This window comes from Cereibacter azotoformans (assembly GCF_021391315.1).
Lineage (GTDB): Bacteria > Pseudomonadota > Alphaproteobacteria > Rhodobacterales > Rhodobacteraceae > Cereibacter_A > Cereibacter_A azotoformans.
The window spans coordinates 1,278,538-1,294,502 of sequence record NZ_CP090021.1 but is presented as its reverse complement, the minus strand read 5'-3'; the positions used below and the strand labels follow the sequence as shown (position 1 = coordinate 1,294,502).

General features: G+C 69.0%; 17 protein-coding genes and 2 pseudogenes. 8 read left to right on the top strand and 11 right to left on the bottom strand.

Annotated features, from left to right (window positions below):
- Positions 1–15: 15 nt before the first annotated feature.
- Positions 16–555 carry a DedA family protein gene (locus LV780_RS06520; protein ID WP_108220151.1) on the bottom strand — a complete coding sequence of 180 codons (540 nt, stop codon included), beginning with the start codon at positions 553–555 and terminating at the stop codon, positions 16–18.
- 63 nt (positions 556–618) lie between these two features.
- Positions 619–1,950, bottom strand: a complete 1,332-nt coding sequence (locus tag LV780_RS06515) for an NAD(P)-dependent oxidoreductase (RefSeq protein WP_181318443.1) — start codon at positions 1,948–1,950, stop codon at positions 619–621.
- Positions 1,951–2,226: 276 nt separating this feature from the next.
- Here LV780_RS06515 and accB point away from each other — a divergent pair, with 276 nt between their 5' ends.
- Genes accB through aat form a run of 3 tightly spaced genes read left to right on the top strand, consistent with a single transcriptional unit; the run spans position 2,227 to position 4,736 of the window.
- Entirely contained in the window at positions 2,227–2,718 is a 492-nt protein-coding gene (gene accB / locus LV780_RS06510; protein WP_011908480.1) for an acetyl-CoA carboxylase biotin carboxyl carrier protein, read from the top strand.
- Between the two features lie 7 nt (positions 2,719–2,725).
- The gene (gene accC, locus LV780_RS06505; protein ID WP_108220149.1) at positions 2,726–4,072 is read left to right on the top strand and encodes an acetyl-CoA carboxylase biotin carboxylase subunit; all 1,347 of its coding nucleotides are present in this window, start codon (positions 2,726–2,728) and stop codon (positions 4,070–4,072) included.
- 19 nt (positions 4,073–4,091) lie between these two features.
- Complete coding sequence (aat, locus tag LV780_RS06500) at positions 4,092–4,736, top strand: leucyl/phenylalanyl-tRNA--protein transferase (protein ID WP_108220148.1); 645 nt, start codon at positions 4,092–4,094, stop codon at positions 4,734–4,736.
- Here aat and LV780_RS06495 read toward each other — a convergent pair.
- The 6 genes from LV780_RS06495 to LV780_RS06470 form a co-directional block, all read right to left on the bottom strand.
- Entirely contained in the window at positions 4,685–5,056 is a 372-nt protein-coding gene (locus LV780_RS06495; protein ID WP_011908477.1) for a DUF2155 domain-containing protein, read from the bottom strand. The two genes, aat and LV780_RS06495, sit on opposite strands and share 52 nt — an antisense overlap.
- The gene (gene mlaD / locus LV780_RS06490) at positions 5,053–5,523 is read right to left on the bottom strand and encodes an outer membrane lipid asymmetry maintenance protein MlaD (protein WP_011908476.1); all 471 of its coding nucleotides are present in this window, start codon (positions 5,521–5,523) and stop codon (positions 5,053–5,055) included. The genes LV780_RS06495 and mlaD overlap by 4 nt, the downstream gene beginning before the upstream one ends.
- The gene (locus LV780_RS06485) at positions 5,523–5,897 is read right to left on the bottom strand and encodes an NADH:ubiquinone oxidoreductase subunit NDUFA12 (RefSeq protein WP_011908475.1); all 375 of its coding nucleotides are present in this window, start codon (positions 5,895–5,897) and stop codon (positions 5,523–5,525) included. The genes mlaD and LV780_RS06485 overlap by 1 nt, the downstream gene beginning before the upstream one ends.
- A 125-nt stretch (positions 5,898–6,022) precedes the next feature.
- Positions 6,023–7,288: an ATP-dependent Clp protease ATP-binding subunit ClpX gene (clpX, locus tag LV780_RS06480; RefSeq protein WP_011908474.1), complete on the bottom strand. Its 1,266-nt coding sequence runs from the start codon at positions 7,286–7,288 to the stop codon at positions 6,023–6,025.
- Between the two features lie 124 nt (positions 7,289–7,412).
- Positions 7,413–8,045 carry an ATP-dependent Clp protease proteolytic subunit gene (locus LV780_RS06475; protein ID WP_011908473.1) on the bottom strand — a complete coding sequence of 211 codons (633 nt, stop codon included), beginning with the start codon at positions 8,043–8,045 and terminating at the stop codon, positions 7,413–7,415.
- Between the two features lie 143 nt (positions 8,046–8,188).
- Positions 8,189–8,797: a CDP-alcohol phosphatidyltransferase family protein gene (locus tag LV780_RS06470; RefSeq protein ID WP_108220147.1), complete on the bottom strand. Its 609-nt coding sequence runs from the start codon at positions 8,795–8,797 to the stop codon at positions 8,189–8,191.
- A gap of 113 nt (positions 8,798–8,910) precedes the next feature.
- On the opposite strand from LV780_RS06470, the gene LV780_RS06465 reads away from it, so the two are divergent.
- The 4 genes from LV780_RS06465 to LV780_RS06450 all read left to right on the top strand — a co-directional run bounded on the left by LV780_RS06465 (position 8,911) and on the right by LV780_RS06450 (position 12,990).
- Positions 8,911–10,116: an ABC transporter substrate-binding protein gene (locus LV780_RS06465; protein ID WP_108220146.1), complete on the top strand. Its 1,206-nt coding sequence runs from the start codon at positions 8,911–8,913 to the stop codon at positions 10,114–10,116.
- Positions 10,113–11,801 carry an ABC transporter permease gene (locus LV780_RS06460; RefSeq protein WP_108220145.1) on the top strand — a complete coding sequence of 563 codons (1,689 nt, stop codon included), beginning with the start codon at positions 10,113–10,115 and terminating at the stop codon, positions 11,799–11,801. The genes LV780_RS06465 and LV780_RS06460 overlap by 4 nt, the downstream gene beginning before the upstream one ends.
- A complete protein-coding gene (locus tag LV780_RS06455; protein WP_108220144.1) occupies positions 11,798–12,457 on the top strand; it encodes an ATP-binding cassette domain-containing protein in 660 nt (219 codons plus the stop codon). The genes LV780_RS06460 and LV780_RS06455 overlap by 4 nt, the downstream gene beginning before the upstream one ends.
- Positions 12,458–12,522: 65 nt before the next feature.
- A complete protein-coding gene (locus tag LV780_RS06450; RefSeq protein WP_044248024.1) occupies positions 12,523–12,990 on the top strand; it encodes a CAP domain-containing protein in 468 nt (155 codons plus the stop codon).
- Positions 12,991–13,075: 85 nt separating this feature from the next.
- Here the strand turns inward: LV780_RS06450 and LV780_RS06445 are convergent, their stop codons facing one another.
- A complete protein-coding gene (locus tag LV780_RS06445; protein ID WP_108220143.1) occupies positions 13,076–14,395 on the bottom strand; it encodes an ATP-binding protein in 1,320 nt (439 codons plus the stop codon).
- A 40-nt stretch (positions 14,396–14,435) separates the two neighbouring features.
- Between LV780_RS06445 and LV780_RS06440 the strand changes: the two genes are divergently transcribed.
- Entirely contained in the window at positions 14,436–15,377 is a 942-nt protein-coding gene (locus LV780_RS06440) for an MBL fold metallo-hydrolase (RefSeq protein WP_108220142.1), read from the top strand.
- A gap of 48 nt (positions 15,378–15,425) precedes the next feature.
- On the opposite strand, the pseudogene LV780_RS06435 reads toward LV780_RS06440, so the two are convergent.
- Positions 15,426–15,599: pseudogene (locus LV780_RS06435) on the bottom strand (IS5/IS1182 family transposase); the annotation flags it as partial.
- A 124-nt stretch (positions 15,600–15,723) separates the two neighbouring features.
- Positions 15,724–15,956 (bottom strand): annotated as a pseudogene (locus LV780_RS06430) (transposase); the annotation flags it as partial.
- Positions 15,957–15,965: the final 9 nt, after the last annotated feature.

Genomic DNA, 15,965 nt, shown 5'->3' with positions numbered 1-15,965 from the left:
AACGGGCGGAAAGGGTCAGCCGCCCGTGACGAGGTTCCAGAGATAGCCCAGGACGTTGCCGCCGATCTCGCCGGACTTGGGCGTGGCCCAGGCCCAGGCGATGCAGCCCAGGATGTTGACCGGCGCGAATTTCCAGACGCTCAGGCGCGAGACACCGGCCAGCACGAAGACCACCGCCCGCAGCGGGCCGAAGAAATGGCCGATGAGCACCGCCAGCGTGCCCCACCGCGCGAAGGCGTCGGTCCCGCGATGGATCAGCGCGCGATGGTCGCGCATCGGCGGCATCTCCAGCGCCCGGGGCCCGAAGCGCCAGCCGAGCCAGAAGGAGAAGAACGACCCCAGCATGGCGCCGATGCTCGCCCCGATCCAGATCGGCGTGAAGTCGAGGCCCCCGGTCGCGACCAGCGCCCCCACCCCGAACAGGATCGCGGTGGAGGGGATGAGGATCGACAGGAAGGCCGTCGTCTCTGCCGCTGCGAAGATCATCGCGATCCAGAGCGCCCAGTCGCTGTTGTCGCGGATGAAGCCCACGATCGTCTCGACGATGCCGTCCATCCGCCTCTCCGCTTCTGACCGGCCGAAGGCCTAACCCGAAGCCCTGATGCTTGCAAGGCGCGCTCATGACCCGACCAGCTCGGCATGGATGTCCATGGCCGCGTCCCGGCCCTGCGCCACCGCGGTCACGGTGAGATCCTCGCCGCCCGTGGCGCAGTCGCCGCCCGCCCAGACGCCCTCGAGGCTCGTCCGCCCCGCGGCATCCACCGCGATCTTGCCGCCCTGAAGCGCGATCCCCTCGGGCACCTCGCCCAGCGTCTGGCCGATCGCCTTGAAGAGCTGGTCCGCCTTCAGCCGGAAGGTCTCGGACAGAAGCTTCAGCCCGCCGGGCCCGTCCTCGGTGTAGGCGAACTCCACCTCGCGCACCGCGCCGTTGCCATGCACCTTCACCGGCGCCGCGTTGCAGATGATGCGGACACCGTGGGAGGTGGCATGATCCTGTTCGTGGCGCGAGGCGCTCATCCTCTCCTGCCCGCGGCGATAGACGATGGTGACCGTCTCGGCCCCCAGCAGCTTCGACTGCACCGCCGCGTCGATGGCGGTCATGCCGCCGCCGATCACCACCACGTCGCGCCCGATGGGCAGGGCCGAGAGATCCTCGGCCTGGCGCAGCGCCGCGATGAAATCCACCGCCGGATGGACATTGTCGCGCTCCTCGCCCTCGGCCCGGAGCGCATTGACGCCCGAGAGCCCCATGCCGAGGAACACCGCGTCGAACCCGGCCCGCAGCCCCTCGAGGGTGATGTCGCGCCCGAGCGCCTGCCCGGTTCGGAGCGTGATTCCCCCGATCATCAGCAGCCAGTCCACCTCGGCCTGCGCGAAGTTGCCCGGCGTCTTGTAGCTGGCGATGCCATATTCGTTCAGGCCGCCGGGCTTGGGATGCGCGTCGAAGATCGTGACCTCATGGCCCAGCATCGCCAGCCGGTGCGCGGCGGCAAGACCCGCCGGCCCCGCGCCCACCACCGCAACCCGCTTGCCCGTGGGCGCGGCGCGCTGGAAGGGATGGACGTTCTTCGCCATCAGCGTGTCGGTGGCGTGGCGCTGGAGACGGGCGATCTCGACCGGCTTGCCCTCGGCCACCTCGCGCACGCAGACCTCCTCGCAGAGCTGCTCGGTCGGGCAGACGCGGGCGCACATGCCGCCCAGGATGTTCTGGTTGAAGATCGTCCGCGCCGCGGCCTCGGGCGTGCCGGTCGCGATCTGGCGGATGAAGAGCGGAATGTCGATCGCCGTCGGACAGGCGGTCACGCAGGGCGCGTCGTGGCAGAAGTAGCATCGGTCCGCCGCCACCTTCGCCTCGTGGCGGTCGAGCGGCGGCTCCACATCGGCGAAGTTCCGACAGTAGGCTTCCGCTGGCAGACGCCCCGGCACGACGCCGGGCGTAAGCTGGCTCATGGTCAAGGTCGCACCCTCCCCTGGGTTGTTGTTTGTGGAGCAAGGCTGACACGGCTCTTATTTTTTACCAAACGATAAATAATGCGGGGCGCCGCCCGACCGTCCGGCCGCGCGGGGAACCGCCGCGGACGCCCGAAAAAGCGGCACGGCCCCGCCTTCTCGCGACGAACTGGCGCTTTTCTCCTCCGCGCCCATTGCGTATAAGCCTGCGAAACCGCGCGCCGGTCAGGGCCGCGGGCCCTTCCCCATCCGGCAGCAAGCCAATCCGAGGACGTCATGAGCAAGAACAACACCGAGGCCGATGTCGCCTTCATCCAGGCCCTTGCCGAACTGCTGAACAGCAACGAGCTGACGGAACTCTCGGTGAAGCGGGAATATGGCGAGGATGACAGCCTCGAGGTTCGGGTGGTCAAGCAGGCCAACATCGTGACGACGCAGGTGGCGGCGGCTCCGATGATGGCCGCCCCCATGGCCGCCCCGATGATGTCCTCGGCGCCCGCCGCATCGCCCGCCATCGAGGATCCGGCCCAGCATCCGGGCGCCGTCACCTCGCCGATGGTGGGCACCGCCTATCTCGCGCCCGAGCCGGGCGCCACGCCCTTCGTCACCGTCGGCGCCACCGTGGCTGAGGGCCAGACGGTCCTGATCATCGAGGCGATGAAGACCATGAACCACATTCCGGCGCCGCGGGCGGGCACGGTCAAGCGCGTTCTCGTGTCGGACGGCACGGCCGTCGAATACGGCGCGCCCCTCATGATCATCGAGTGAGGCGGCGATGTTCGAGAAGATCCTGATCGCCAACCGCGGCGAGATCGCCTTGCGCGTGATCCGCGCCTGCCAGGAGATGGGGATCAAGTCGGTCGCCGTCCATTCCACCGCGGATGCCGACGCCATGCACGTCCGCATGGCCGATGAAAGCGTCTGCATCGGCCCGGCCTCGTCGGCGGAAAGCTATCTCAACAAGGCCTCGATCATCTCGGCCTGCGAGATCACCGGCGCCGAGGCGGTCCATCCCGGCTACGGCTTCCTCTCGGAGAACGCAGCCTTCGCCCAGGCCCTGCAGGACCACGGGATCGAATTCATCGGCCCGACCGCGGACCATATCCGCATCATGGGCGACAAGATCACCGCCAAGGACACGATGAAGGCGCTCGGCGTGCCCTGCGTGCCCGGTTCGGACGGCGGCGTGCCCGACTACGAGGCGGCGATCACCACGGCCCGTGCGATCGGCTTCCCGGTCATCATCAAGGCCACCGCCGGCGGCGGCGGGCGCGGGATGAAGGTGGCGCGGAACGAGGAAGAGCTGGAGGTCGCCTTCCGCACCGCCCGCTCCGAAGCCAAGGCCGCCTTCGGCAATGACGAAGTCTATATGGAGAAATACCTCCAGAAGCCGCGGCACATCGAGATCCAGGTCTTTGGCGACGGCAAGGGCCGCGCGGTCCATCTGGGCGAGCGCGACTGCTCGCTGCAGCGCCGCCACCAGAAGGTGTTCGAGGAGGCCCCCGGCCCCGTCATCACCCCCGAGATGCGCGCCCGGATCGGCAAGATCTGCGCCGAGGCGGTGGGCCGGATCAACTACATCGGCGCGGGAACGATCGAGTTCCTCTACGAGGACGGCGAGTTCTACTTCATCGAGATGAACACCCGCCTGCAGGTGGAGCATCCGGTGACCGAGGCGATCTTCGGCGTCGATCTGGTGCGCGAGCAGATCCGGGTGGCAGCCGGCCTGCCGATGTCCTTCGAGCAGGACGCGCTCGAGATCAACGGCCACGCGATCGAGGTACGGATCAACGCCGAAAAGCTGCCGAACTTCTCGCCCTGCCCCGGCAAGGTCCGCGTCTTTCACGCGCCCGGCGGCCTCGGCGTGCGGATGGATTCGGCGCTCTATGGCGGCTATTCGATCCCGCCCTATTACGACAGCCTGATCGGCAAGCTGATCGTGCACGGGCGCGACCGGCCCGAGGCGCTGGCTCGCCTCCACCGCGCGCTGGGCGAGCTGATCGTGGACGGAATCGACACGACCGTGCCGCTGTTCCACGCGCTGCTGGCCGAGCCCGACATCCAGCACGGCGATTACAACATCCACTGGCTGGAAAAATGGCTGGCCGCCCAGTTCGGCTGATGCCCGGTGCGGGCGGCCCATGACGCCGCCCGCGCTGACACCCCGGCTTCTGCTCCGCGCCTATGCGCTCGGCATCTTCCCGATGGCCGAGTCGCGCGACGATCCCGAGATCCACTGGGTGGATCCGCGGCGGCGGGGCATCTTCCCCCTCGACGGTTTCCATATCTCGCGCAGCCTCGCGCGGCGGATCCGCCGAATGGATTGGACGGTCACGGTCAACGAGGATTTCGCCGGCACCGTCCGGGCCTGCGCCGATCGCGAGGACACCTGGATCAACCCGACCATCTTCCGGCTCTATGTCGGGCTCCATGCCCTCGGACACGCCCATTCGCTGGAAGTGCGTGAGGGCGATGCTCTGGTCGGCGGGGTCTACGGGGTGACGCTCGGCCGGGCCTTCTTCGGCGAGAGCATGTTCTCGCGGCGCACCGACGCCTCGAAGGTCGCCCTCGCCTTCCTGATCGACAGGCTGCGCGCGGGCGGGTTCACGCTCTTTGATACACAGTTCCTGACCCCGCATCTCGCCTCGCTCGGCGCCATCGAGATCCCGCGCGCGGACTATCACCGCAGGCTCGGCGAGGCGCTTGCCGGCAAGGCCGAGTTCGCGCCCCCCGGCTACTCGCCGGATCCGGCCTCGGTCGTGCAGCGCAGCAGCCAGACGTCGTAGCGCGGATGATCGAGCGACGACAGAGCCGGGCTCGACGCAATCATCCAGCCATCGAAGACGGGTTCCGCCGCACGCGAGTCGCGGATCGTCAGGTGGGCGAAAGCGTCCGAGGCCGGGTCTCCGGCCGGATAGCGGCACTCGTCCAGTTCGATGGTCAGGTGCCCGCTGACCGCCGACTGGCCGCGCATCAGCTCGGCATCGGCGGTTTCGCCCGACATCTTGTCGAGCCAGCGCAGCAGCGCCCCGCTGCCCTCGGCCGTGCGGAGATCCTGCGCGAGGGCCGGCGCCGCCATCAGCAGAAGCGCCGCCAGGACCCTCATCCTTCCTCGCCCTGGATGGCGCTCTCGGCGCCCGAGCCGACGAACTTCATCAGAAGCGAGATCAGGCTGACCGAGCCCTGGGTGTCCTCGATCTCCTCGCCCGGAGCGAGGTTTTCCAGCGCGCCGCCCGGCATCAGCTCGACGTAGTTGCCGCCGAGGAGCCCCTCGGACGAGATCAGGATCGCCGAGTCGGTCGGCAGCTCGATCCCCTGCTTCACCGAGATCGTGGCGTCGGCAAAGAAGGTCTGCGGGTTGAGCGCGAGGGCGGTCACCGTGCCGACCTTGACGCCTGCAAGGCGCACGTCGGTGCCGACCGAGATTCCCTCGGCCGAGCGGAAGCTGGCCGTCAGCGGGTAGGATCCGCTGTCGCGCGTGATGCCGGCGGTTTGCCCAGCATAGACGAGGAAGCCGATGGCGGCTGCCAGAACCGCCGCTCCGGCCAGGATTTCCGAACGATTCTCGGCCATTATTCGGGCTGCCATGCCTCGTAGTCGCGCCGGGCGATCGGCTCGGCGCGCCGGATCGAGCCGGGTGGCGCATAGGCGCCCTCGGTCCCGGTCAGGTTCTCGACGTGGGGCTTCTCCCAGGGCTTGTGCGCGAGCGGCCGGGCCGTCGGCGGATCTTCCCAGGTTCTGTGCAGCCAGCCGTGCCAGTCCGGGCTGATGCGGCTCGCCTCGATCTCGCCGTTGTAGATCACCCAGCGCCGCTTGCCGTCCTTCGAGGTGTAGAAGGTGTTGCCCTGCTCATCCTCGCCCACCTTGACGCCTTGCCGCCAGGTGAAGAACTGGGTGCCGAGGGTCTGGCCGTCCCACCAGGTCACCGCGCGCTTGAGTATCGACATCCGCAAGCCTCCGAAAGCTGTTGCCCCGATATGGCAAATGCCGCAGCCGAGGTCCAGCGGGATCGGCGGAAAAGCGAAAGGCGGGCACCGGACCCGCCTTCACATTCTCGTCCGCGGCCGGCTCTTCAGCTTGCCGTCGCGTCCTTCTTCTTCGTGACCTCGGTGTAGATCAGAAGTGGCTTCGCGCCGGAATTGACCGCCTCCTCGTTCACGACGACCTCTTCCACGCCCTCGAGGCCCGGAAGCTCGAACATCGTGTCGAGCAGGATGTCTTCCATGATCGAACGCAGGCCCCGCGCGCCCGTCTTGCGCTTGATCGCCCGCTTGGCGATGGCGGTCAGCGCGTCGGCGGTGAAAGTCAGCTTCACGCCCTCGATCTCGAACAGGCGCTGGTACTGCTTGACGAGCGCGTTCTTCGGCTCGGTCAGGATCGTGACCAGGGCCGCCTCATCGAGGTCCGTCAGCGTCGCGATCACCGGCAGACGGCCGACGAACTCGGGGATCAGGCCGAACTTCAGCAGGTCCTCAGGCTCGAGTTCGGTGAAGAGCTCACCCACCCCACGCGAGTCCGGATCCTTGACCTCGGCGCCGAAACCGATGCCCGAGCCCTTGCCGCGCTGCGCGATGATCTTTTCCAGCCCCGCGAAGGCGCCGCCGCAGATGAACAGGATGTTCGTCGTGTCCACCTGCAGGAACTCCTGCTGCGGATGCTTGCGCCCGCCCTGCGGGGGCACGCTCGCCACCGTGCCTTCCATGATCTTCAGAAGCGCCTGCTGCACCCCCTCGCCCGAGACGTCCCGGGTGATCGAGGGATTGTCCGATTTGCGGGTGATCTTGTCGACCTCGTCGATATAGACGATGCCGCGCTGCGCCCGCTCGACATTGTATTCCGAGGCCTGAAGCAGTTTCAGGATGATGTTCTCGACATCCTCGCCGACATAGCCCGCTTCGGTGAGCGTCGTCGCATCCGCCATGGTGAAGGGCACGTCAAGGATGCGGGCCAGCGTCTGCGCGAGCAGCGTCTTGCCGCAGCCGGTCGGGCCGATCAGCAGGATGTTCGACTTCGACAGCTCGATGTCGTTCTTCGAGCTGTGGTTGAGCCGCTTGTAGTGGTTGTGCACCGCGACCGAGAGCACGCGCTTGGCATGCATCTGCCCGATCACGTAATCATCGAGAACCTTGCAGATCTCGCGCGGGGTGGGCACGCCATCGGCCGACTTGAGGCCGGTGGACTTGGTTTCCTCGCGGATGATGTCCATGCAGAGCTCGACGCACTCATCGCAGATGAACACGGTCGGCCCTGCGATCAGCTTGCGCACCTCATGCTGGCTCTTGCCGCAGAAAGAGCAGTAGAGCGTGTTCTTGCTGTCGCTGCCAGAATTGTTCGCCATCGTCGTCCTCTGCCGTGCGCCTTTGGGCCTGCCCTGCCGGCCTGAAGCGAAAGTCTAGGCCAAGCCCCCGACCTTCACAACGCCAAATCGCCCCTCGCCGGTCCGCCCGGCGAGGGGCCCGTTTTCACTTCGCCGTGTCGTCCGTCTTGCCGCGGCTTTCCAGGATCTCGTCGATCAGACCCCAGGCCTTGGCATCCTCGGCGGACATGAAATTGTCGCGTTCGAGCGCCGCCTCGACCGTATCGAGATCCTGGCCGGTGTGCTTGACATAGATCTCGTTCAGCCGGCGCTTGAGCTTTTCCGTCTCGCGCGCGTGGATCATGATGTCGGTCGCCTGGCCTTGGTAGCCGCCCGAGGGCTGGTGCACCATCACGCGGCTGTTCGGCAGCGAGAAGCGCATTCCCTTCTCGCCCGCCGTCAGCAGGAGCGAGCCCATCGAGGCCGCCTGCCCGATCACGAGGGTCGAGACCTTGGGACGGATGTACTGCATCGTGTCGTAGATCGAGAGACCGCTGGTCACCACGCCGCCGGGCGAGTTGATGTACATCGCGATTTCCTTCGAGGGGTTTTCCGCCTCGAGGAACAGCAGCTGCGCGCAGATCAGCGACGACATCCCGTCATGCACGGGGCCGGAGAGGAAGATGATCCGCTCCTTCAGCATGCGGCTGAAGATGTCATAGGCCCGTTCGCCACGGCTGGTCTGTTCGACCACCATCGGCACGAGCGTGTTCATGTAGAGATCGATAGGGTCTTTCATGTGCGCCTGCTGTCCCGTCACATTTGCAAGGATTATCGTCCAGCTGTTACCCGAGTCTTAGTGGCCAGCCCCGCCCCCCGCAAGGGCGGCCGGAAAAATGCGCGGCGGGATGACCCCGCGTGAGCGACAGGCCGGCCGAGCGGTCACTCGCGGAACAGGCGCCGCGCCAGCAGCACCCGGCTCGTGGCCGTCACGAAGCAGAGCGCGCCGAAAATCCAGGCGGCCGGCGCGAAAAGCTGCGGAAAGAGGCAGAGAAACAGGAAGAACAGGATGGTTTCGCTGCCCTCGAGCAATCCGGCGGTGAAATAGAGCGACTTCTCGCCGCGCGCGCGCGTCTCCATCCCGCGCCGTGCGGCAAGCACCGCAAAACCGAGAAATGTCGCGCCATTCACATAAAAGGAGGCCAGCAGGAACGCCCCGGCCGCGCCGACTTCGGGATCGCGCAGCACGAAGGCGAGCGGAAAGGCCGCGTAGAAGAGGAAATCGCAGGTGATGTCGAGATAGCCGCCGAAGTCCGTCCTGCGGGTGGCCCGTGCGATGGCCCCGTCGAGCCCGTCCGCGAACCGTCCCGCCAGAAGCGGCAGGATCGCCCAGACGGGCGGCAGGCCGAGCGCCACGATCCCCGCCGCCAGCAGCCCGAGGCCCAGCCCGGCCAGCGTCACCGCATCCGCGCTCCAGCCGCGCCGGGCGAGCGCGCGGCCCGCCCGGTCGAGCGGCGGGTCGATGAGGCGTCGCATCAGGCCGTCAAGCATGGAGGTCTCCCTTGCGCGCTGTGTGGCGCAAGCGGCGGCGCTCTGCAACGCCGGCGATTGCGGCGGGGCCACGCCTCACGCTAAGCGGAAGAGGTCACGGATGGGAGGGTCGGATGTTCGGACGGATCATGGGGACGGCGCTGGCCTGCCTCGCGGCACTGGCGCCGGCAGCGGGCGCCGAGGAGGCCTGGGATCGCGTGCTGGCCGAGGCCGAGGGCCAGACGGTCTATTGGCACGCCTGGGGCGGCGACTCGAAGATCAACGCCTTCATCGCCTGGGTGGGCGAGGAGGCGCAGGCCCGTCATGGCGTCCGGCTCGAACAGGTGAAGCTTGCCGACACGACGGACGCGGTGGCGCGGGTGCTGGCCGAGAAGCAGGCCGGACGCACGACGGGTGGCGCGGTCGATCTCATCTGGATCAACGGCGAGAACTTTGCGGCGATGAAGGCGCAGGGCCTTCTGTCGGGGCCCTTCGCCGAAAGCCTGCCCAACTGGCGCTACGTCGATGTGGCGGGCAAACCCGCGACCGTCACCGACTTCACCGAGCCCACAGAGGGGCTCGAAAGCCCCTGGGCGATGGCGCAACTCGTGTTCGAGCATGACAGCGCCCGCCTGCCCTCGCCGCCGCGCACGCTCGCGGGGCTGCTCGACTGGATCGAGGCCAACCCCGGACGGTTCACCTTCCCGCAGCCGCCGGACTATCTGGGCACGACCTTCCTCAAGCAGGTCCTGCATGGCGTGATCGAGGATCCGGCCCAGCTTCAGCGGCCGGTGGATCCCGCGACCTACGAGGCGGCGACGGCGCCGCTCTGGGACTGGCTCGACCGGGCCGAGCCGCATCTGTGGCGCGAGGGGCGCGCCTATCCGGCCAATGAGCCGGCGATGGGCCAGCTTTTTGCCGACGGCGAGATCGCGATCTCCTTCGCCTTCAATCCGGGCCGCGCCTCGGCCGCCATCGCGGCGGGCGAACTGGCCGAGACGGTGCGCACCTTCACGCTCGAGGGCGGCACCATCGGCAATGCAAGCTTCGTGGCGATCCCGTTCAATGCGGCCCATGCGGCCGGGGCACGGGTGATCGCGAATCTCCTTCTCGATCCGGCGGTTCAGGCGCGGGCGCAGGATCCGGCCGTGCTGGGCTTTCAGACGGTGCTCGATCTGGACCGACTGCCCGATGAGGACCGGGCGCGGTTCGAGGCGCTCGATCTGGGGGTGGCGACGCTCGCGCCGGAGGATCTCGGCCCCGCACTTCTCGAGCCGCACGCGAGCTGGATGGAGCGCATCGCCGAGGACTGGGTGCGCCGCTACGGAACCGCACCTTGAGGCAGCGCGCGGGCGGGCTTCTGCGGCAGGCGCCGAGGCTGACGCTCGCGCTCATGCTGGTGCCGGTGGCGGCGGGGCTTGCGGGCACCATTGCGCCGGCCTTCGGGCTCGGCGGGACGCCGGGGCTGCAGTCCTTCCGGGCGTTGGCCGACTGGCCGGGCCTCGGGGCGGCGGTGCGGCTGTCGCTGGTGACGGGGCTTGCCGCGACGGGTCTTTCGCTCGCGCTGACGCTGCTCATCCTGGCGCTGCTGCCGGGCGGACGGATCTTCGGGGCGGTGCTGAGACTGCTCTCGCCGCTCCTGGCGGTGCCCCATGCGGCCGTGGCCCTGGGGCTGGCCTTCCTGATCGCGCCCTCGGGCTGGATCGTGCGGGCCCTCTCGCCCTGGGCCACCGGCTGGGACACGCCCCCCGACCTGCTCACGCTGAACGATCCTGCGGGGCTCGCGCTGATCGCGGGGCTGGTCGCCAAGGAGGTGCCCTTCCTCCTGCTCATGTCGCTGGCCGCCCTGCCCCAGACCGACGCGCCGCGGCGGACCATGCTGGCGCAGACGCTGGGCTACGGACGCGCGGCCGGCTGGGCCTTTGCGGTCCTGCCCGCGCTCTATGCCCAGATCCGCCTGCCCTGCTACGCCGTGCTCGCCTATTCCATGACGGCGGTCGAGATGGCGATGATCCTCGGCCCGACGCGCCCGCCGACGCTGGCGGTGCAGATCGCCCTCTGGATGGCCGATCCCGCGCTGGCCGAGCGCGGCCGCGCCGCCGCCGCGGCCCTGCTGCAACTGACGCTGGTGCTGGGCGCGCTGGCCCTGTGGCGGACGGGAGAGCTGGTGGTGCGCAGGGTCCTTCTCGGCGCAGCCGCGCGGGGCTGGCGGGGCGCGCGGCTCGACCGGCTGCTTCGCCCGCTCACGCTGGCGGCCACGGCGCTGGTGCTGGCGGCCGTGGGCGTGGGGCTCGCCGGGCTGGCGCTCTGGTCGGTCGCGGGGCTCTGGAGCTTTCCCGACAGCCTGCCCCAGACCATGAGCCTGCGCATCTGGCGCGAGGCGGCCCCCGATCTGGCCCGGCACGCGGCCCTGACGCTCGGCCTCGGAGCCGCGGTGGCCGGAGTGGCGCTGATCCTCGCCCTCGCCTGTCTCGAGGCCGAGCAGCGCCACGCGCTCAGCCCCTCGTCCCGCGCGATGGCGGTGCTCTATCTGCCGCTGATCGTGCCGCAGGTGGCCTTCCTGCCGGGACTGCAGGTGGCGGCGCTGGGTCTCGGGCTCGACGGCACGCCGTTGGCGGTGGCGGCGGCCCATCTGATCTTCGTGCTGCCCTATGTGTTCCTGTCGCTCTCGGCGCCCTGGCGGGCGTGGGACGCGCGGATCGGCACGGTGGGCGCGGCCCTTGGCGCATCGCCCGGCCGGATCTTCTGGCGGCTCCGCCTGCCCATGTTGATGCGCCCCGTGCTGACCGCCTTTGCGGTGGGGCTCGCCGTCTCGGTCGGACAATATCTGCCGACGCTCCTGATCGGAGGCGGACGGGTGACGACCCTCACCACCGAGGCGGTGGCGCTGTCCTCGGGGGGAAACCGGCGGGTGGTGGGGGCCTACGCGCTGCTTCAGATGCTGCTGCCCGCCGCCGGTTTCGCCGCAGCCCTCGTGCTGCCGGCGCTGGTCTTTCGTCGCCGCCGCGGGATGAGGGCCGCATGAGGGGGCTGCGTCTGGACAGGCTGAGGGTGATGCGGGGCGGCACGCTGCTGGTCGATCTCGATCTCGATGTGGCTCCGGGCGAGGTGCTGACCATCATGGGCCCGTCGGGCTCGGGCAAATCCACGGCCCTCGCCGCCATCATGGGCACGCTCGGGCCGGGGGTCCGGCAGAGCGGGCGGATCTGGCTCGACGGGCGCGACGTGACCGGGCTGCCCACGCGCGAGCGGCGAATCGGCCTGCTGTTTCAGGAGGACGTGCTCTTTCCGCATCTGTCCGTGGCGGGCAACCTCGGCTTCGGCCTGCCCGCCGGTGTTCGCGGCGCCGAGCGTCGCGCGCGGATCGAGACGGCGCTGGAGCAGGCCGATCTTGCCGGCTTTGCCGACCGGGATCCGGCGACGCTCTCGGGCGGCCAGCGCGCCCGGGTGGCGCTGCTGCGGACGCTGCTGGCCGAGCCTGCGGCCCTGCTTCTGGACGAGCCCTTCTCGCGGCTGGACGCGACCCTCCGCGCCCAGATCCGCACCTTCGTGCTGGAGCGCGCACGGCAGAAGGGGCTGCCGGTGATCCTCGTGTCGCACGACCCCGAGGATGCCGCGGCGGCCGGTGGCCGCGTCGTCGCGCCGGCGGAAGGCCGCGGATCGACCCCGGAAGGAACATGATTGCGCCTCGAAGATTGCAACCGGAACGTGCAATACACCCAGACCACAACGAACAGATGAGTCCCATGCGCACAATCCTCGCAAGCCTCCTGCTGCTGATCGCGGCCCCGCTTCACGCCCAGCCCTGCGCCGCCCCGCAGGGGGCCGATCAGGCCCGGAGCGAGGTGATCCGCCTCGTGAGCGCGGAACGGCGCCAGAAGGGCCTGCCGCCGCTCGATTTCTCGGCCAGGCTTCAGCGTGCGGCACAGGTGCAGGCCTGCAGCAACGCCCGCCGCTCGGTCCTGTCGCACGAACTGCCCAACGGGGCGGGCCTCACCGAGCGGCTGCGCTCGGAGGGCTACCGCTACCGGACCGCCGCCGAGAACATCGCCCGCGGCCCCTCCAGCGCGCAGCGGGTGGTGGAACTCTGGATGAACTCCTCAGGGCATCGGAAGAACATCCTGATGCAGGGGGTGCGCGAGGCGGGCGTGGGGATCGCGCCGGGCACGGACGGGCGGGCCCAGTGGTCGCTGGTGCTCGGCGCCCGGAGGTGAGGGGACACGCGGGGCTCTGCCCCGCACCCCGGGATATTTACCCCAGAATGAAGGGGCGCCGGGCATGACGGCACCTTGAATGTTGTCAGCGGGCGAGCGTCAGTTCGGCCCGGAGACCGCCGAGGGTCGGGCTTTCGCCGAGACGCAGCGTGCCGCCGTGGTTGCGCGCGATGTCCATCGCGATCGTGAGGCCGAGGCCGACACCCCCGCCGCGGTTCTGGTTGCGCGCCTGGTCGAGCCGGGTGAAGGGGCGCAGCGCCTCGTCGCGCCGGTCCCGCGGAATGCCCGGCCCGTCATCCTCGACCGTGATGCGCAGCGCCCGCTCGCCGAGCGCAACCGAGACCTCGGCCCGGCTGCCGTAGCGCACCGCATTGCCGACGAGATTCTCGAGCGCCCGCCCGACCGCGGCCGGACGCAGCACCATCGTGCCTTCGCCGTCGGCCCGCACGAGCGTCACCTTCTGCCCTGCGCGCTGCGCATTCTCGACCACGCGCGCCACGAGGGCCAGCGGATCGACCTGCTCGGCCTCTTCGAGCGCATCGCCCCGCACGAAGGAGAGGAACTCGTCCACCAGCCGCTCCATGTCGGCCACGTCGCGCAGAAGCTCTTCGGCTTCCTCGGGGTCGGACAGCATCGACAGCCCCAGCCGCAGCCGCGTCAGCGGTGTGCGCAGGTCGTGGCTCACGCCCGACAGCATCAGCGTCCGCTGCTCGATCTGCCGCTCGATCCGGGCGCGCATCTCGAGGAAGGCCTGCCCCGCCGCCCGCACCTCGAGCGCCCCGCGCGGCCGATAGGCGATGTGCTGGCCCTTGCCGAACGCCTCGGCCGCGTCCGCCAGCCGCTTGATCGGCCGGAGCTGGTTGGACAGGAACAGGTAGGCGATCACCGTCATCAGGATCGAGGTCACGATCATCAGGACGAGCAGCTGGTGCGGATTGGAGGCGGAGACGCGCCGGCGCTCCACCGCCACGGACAAGGGCCCGGCCGCCGTTTCAAACAGAAGCCGCACCTCGTTGTCCGTGTTCACGAGATCGACGGCGGCAAGTTCCGGAAGACCCCCGTGCAGGGCCGGGATGAGCTGGCGGCCCGACAGGTCCCAGAAGTCCCTCCGGTCTCGCACCTCGCCCCACTCGGCCGGCAGCGCCACCCGGAACTCCAGCGCCTGCGCCACGGCCGCGGCGCGCGCCTCGGCCTCGGCCGGACTGGGTGCGCGGTTGACCACGTCGATCAGATGGCGAAGCTCGATCATCAGTCCGCGCGCCATCTGCCGGGTGACGCCCTCGTAATGGCGCTGGATGAAGGATATGGAAATCACGAGCTGGATCGTGACGATGGGCACGATCAGGATGAGGGCGGCGCGACCATAGAGGCTGCGCGGAACGACGGACTTGAGCGGCGCGAACATGAACCGAGCCTAGCCGCGCACCGGATGAGAGGAAAGAGCGATGGAGAGGCCCGAACCCGGCCGCTGCGTAACGCTGGAGCCAGGTCTCCGGCGCGTGCTGGCGCCGAACCCGTCGCCCATGACGCATTGGGGAACCAACAGCTACATCCTGGGCGAGGGAGAGGTCGCGCTGATCGACCCGGGCCCGGATCACGCGGCCCATCGCGAAGCCCTGCTCGCCGCCCTCGCCCCCGGCGAACGGATCACGACGATCTTCGTCACCCACGCCCATCGCGACCATTCCCCTCTCGCCCGTCCGCTCGCGACCCTGACCGGGGCCGAGATCCTGGCGTTCGGCACGGCGGTCGCTGGCCGCAGCCCGCTCATGAGCGCCTTTGCCGGGGAGCTGGGCGGCGGCGAAGGGGTGGACGACGGGTTCGTCCCGGATCGGTGCCTGGGCGATGGCGAGCGGATCGCGGGACCGGGGTGGGAGATCGAGGCGATCCACACGCCGGGCCATTTCGGCAATCACCTCTGCCTTGCATGGGGGGACCGGTGCTTCTCGGGAGATCACGTCATGGGTTGGGCAACGTCGCTGGTCTCGCCTCCCGACGGCGACATGGGGGCGTATCTGTCGTCTCTCGACCGCCTGGGCGCGCGTCCCTGGCGCATCTTCCATCCCGGTCACGGCGCTCCGGTGACACGGCCTGCGGACCGCATCGCCTGGCTGGCCGCGCACCGGCGGGAACGCGAGGCCTCGATCCTGCGGGAATTGTCGGCCGAGGCGGCGCATCTGTCGGCGTTGACGGCCCGGGTCTATCGCGACACGCCCCCCGCGCTTCATCCACAGGCGAGCCGGAACCTTCTCGCACATCTTCTCGATCTCTGGCACCGGGGCCTTGTGGTCGCCACCCCAGGCCCATCGCCGGAGGCTGTCTTCGCGATCGCGGGCCCCCTTGCCGGGGGAGTTGTCGCCCGCTCTGATCGTGGACCTTCATTCTGAGGCAGGCAGGCTCTGTCGCTCTGAGATGTCCCCATTCCCCGGACTGACTCAGCCCACGACGTCCGTGACGGGTATGCCGAGCGCGGTGAAGCCGTTCCGGACGGCCACACGGATCTGGAACCCGGCGACCTGACGGTTGAAGTCCCTTGCGCTCAGCCGCCAGCCCAGCCATTTCCGACAGTGCATCTTGGTTTCGATGCGGCTTCGGCGGAGGTAACCGCTCGGCTCTGTTGCACGAATCCTGTGAATGATACGTCGGCTGAATCCAGCCTGATAGCTGGGCCGCATGAACAGCCCCATACCGGCGACCTACAAGATCCGGACTCCGCTTGTCGTATCACATCGGCTTCCTGCGGGTCTTCCTGCCGGGATGCAGACCTTCATCCCCTTGTCTTTCGACGCATCTCGCAGCCAGTCCGCGTCGCAGCCCCGATCGGCCAGCAGCCAGTCGGCCTTCGGCAGGCTGCCCAGCAGGGCGGCTCCCCCGGTGTAGTCGCTGACCGGACCGGCCGAAATGAAGAACCCGATGGGCCGGCTGTTCGCATCGGCGACCGCGTGCAGCTTGGTGTTCATGCCGCCCGTTCTCAA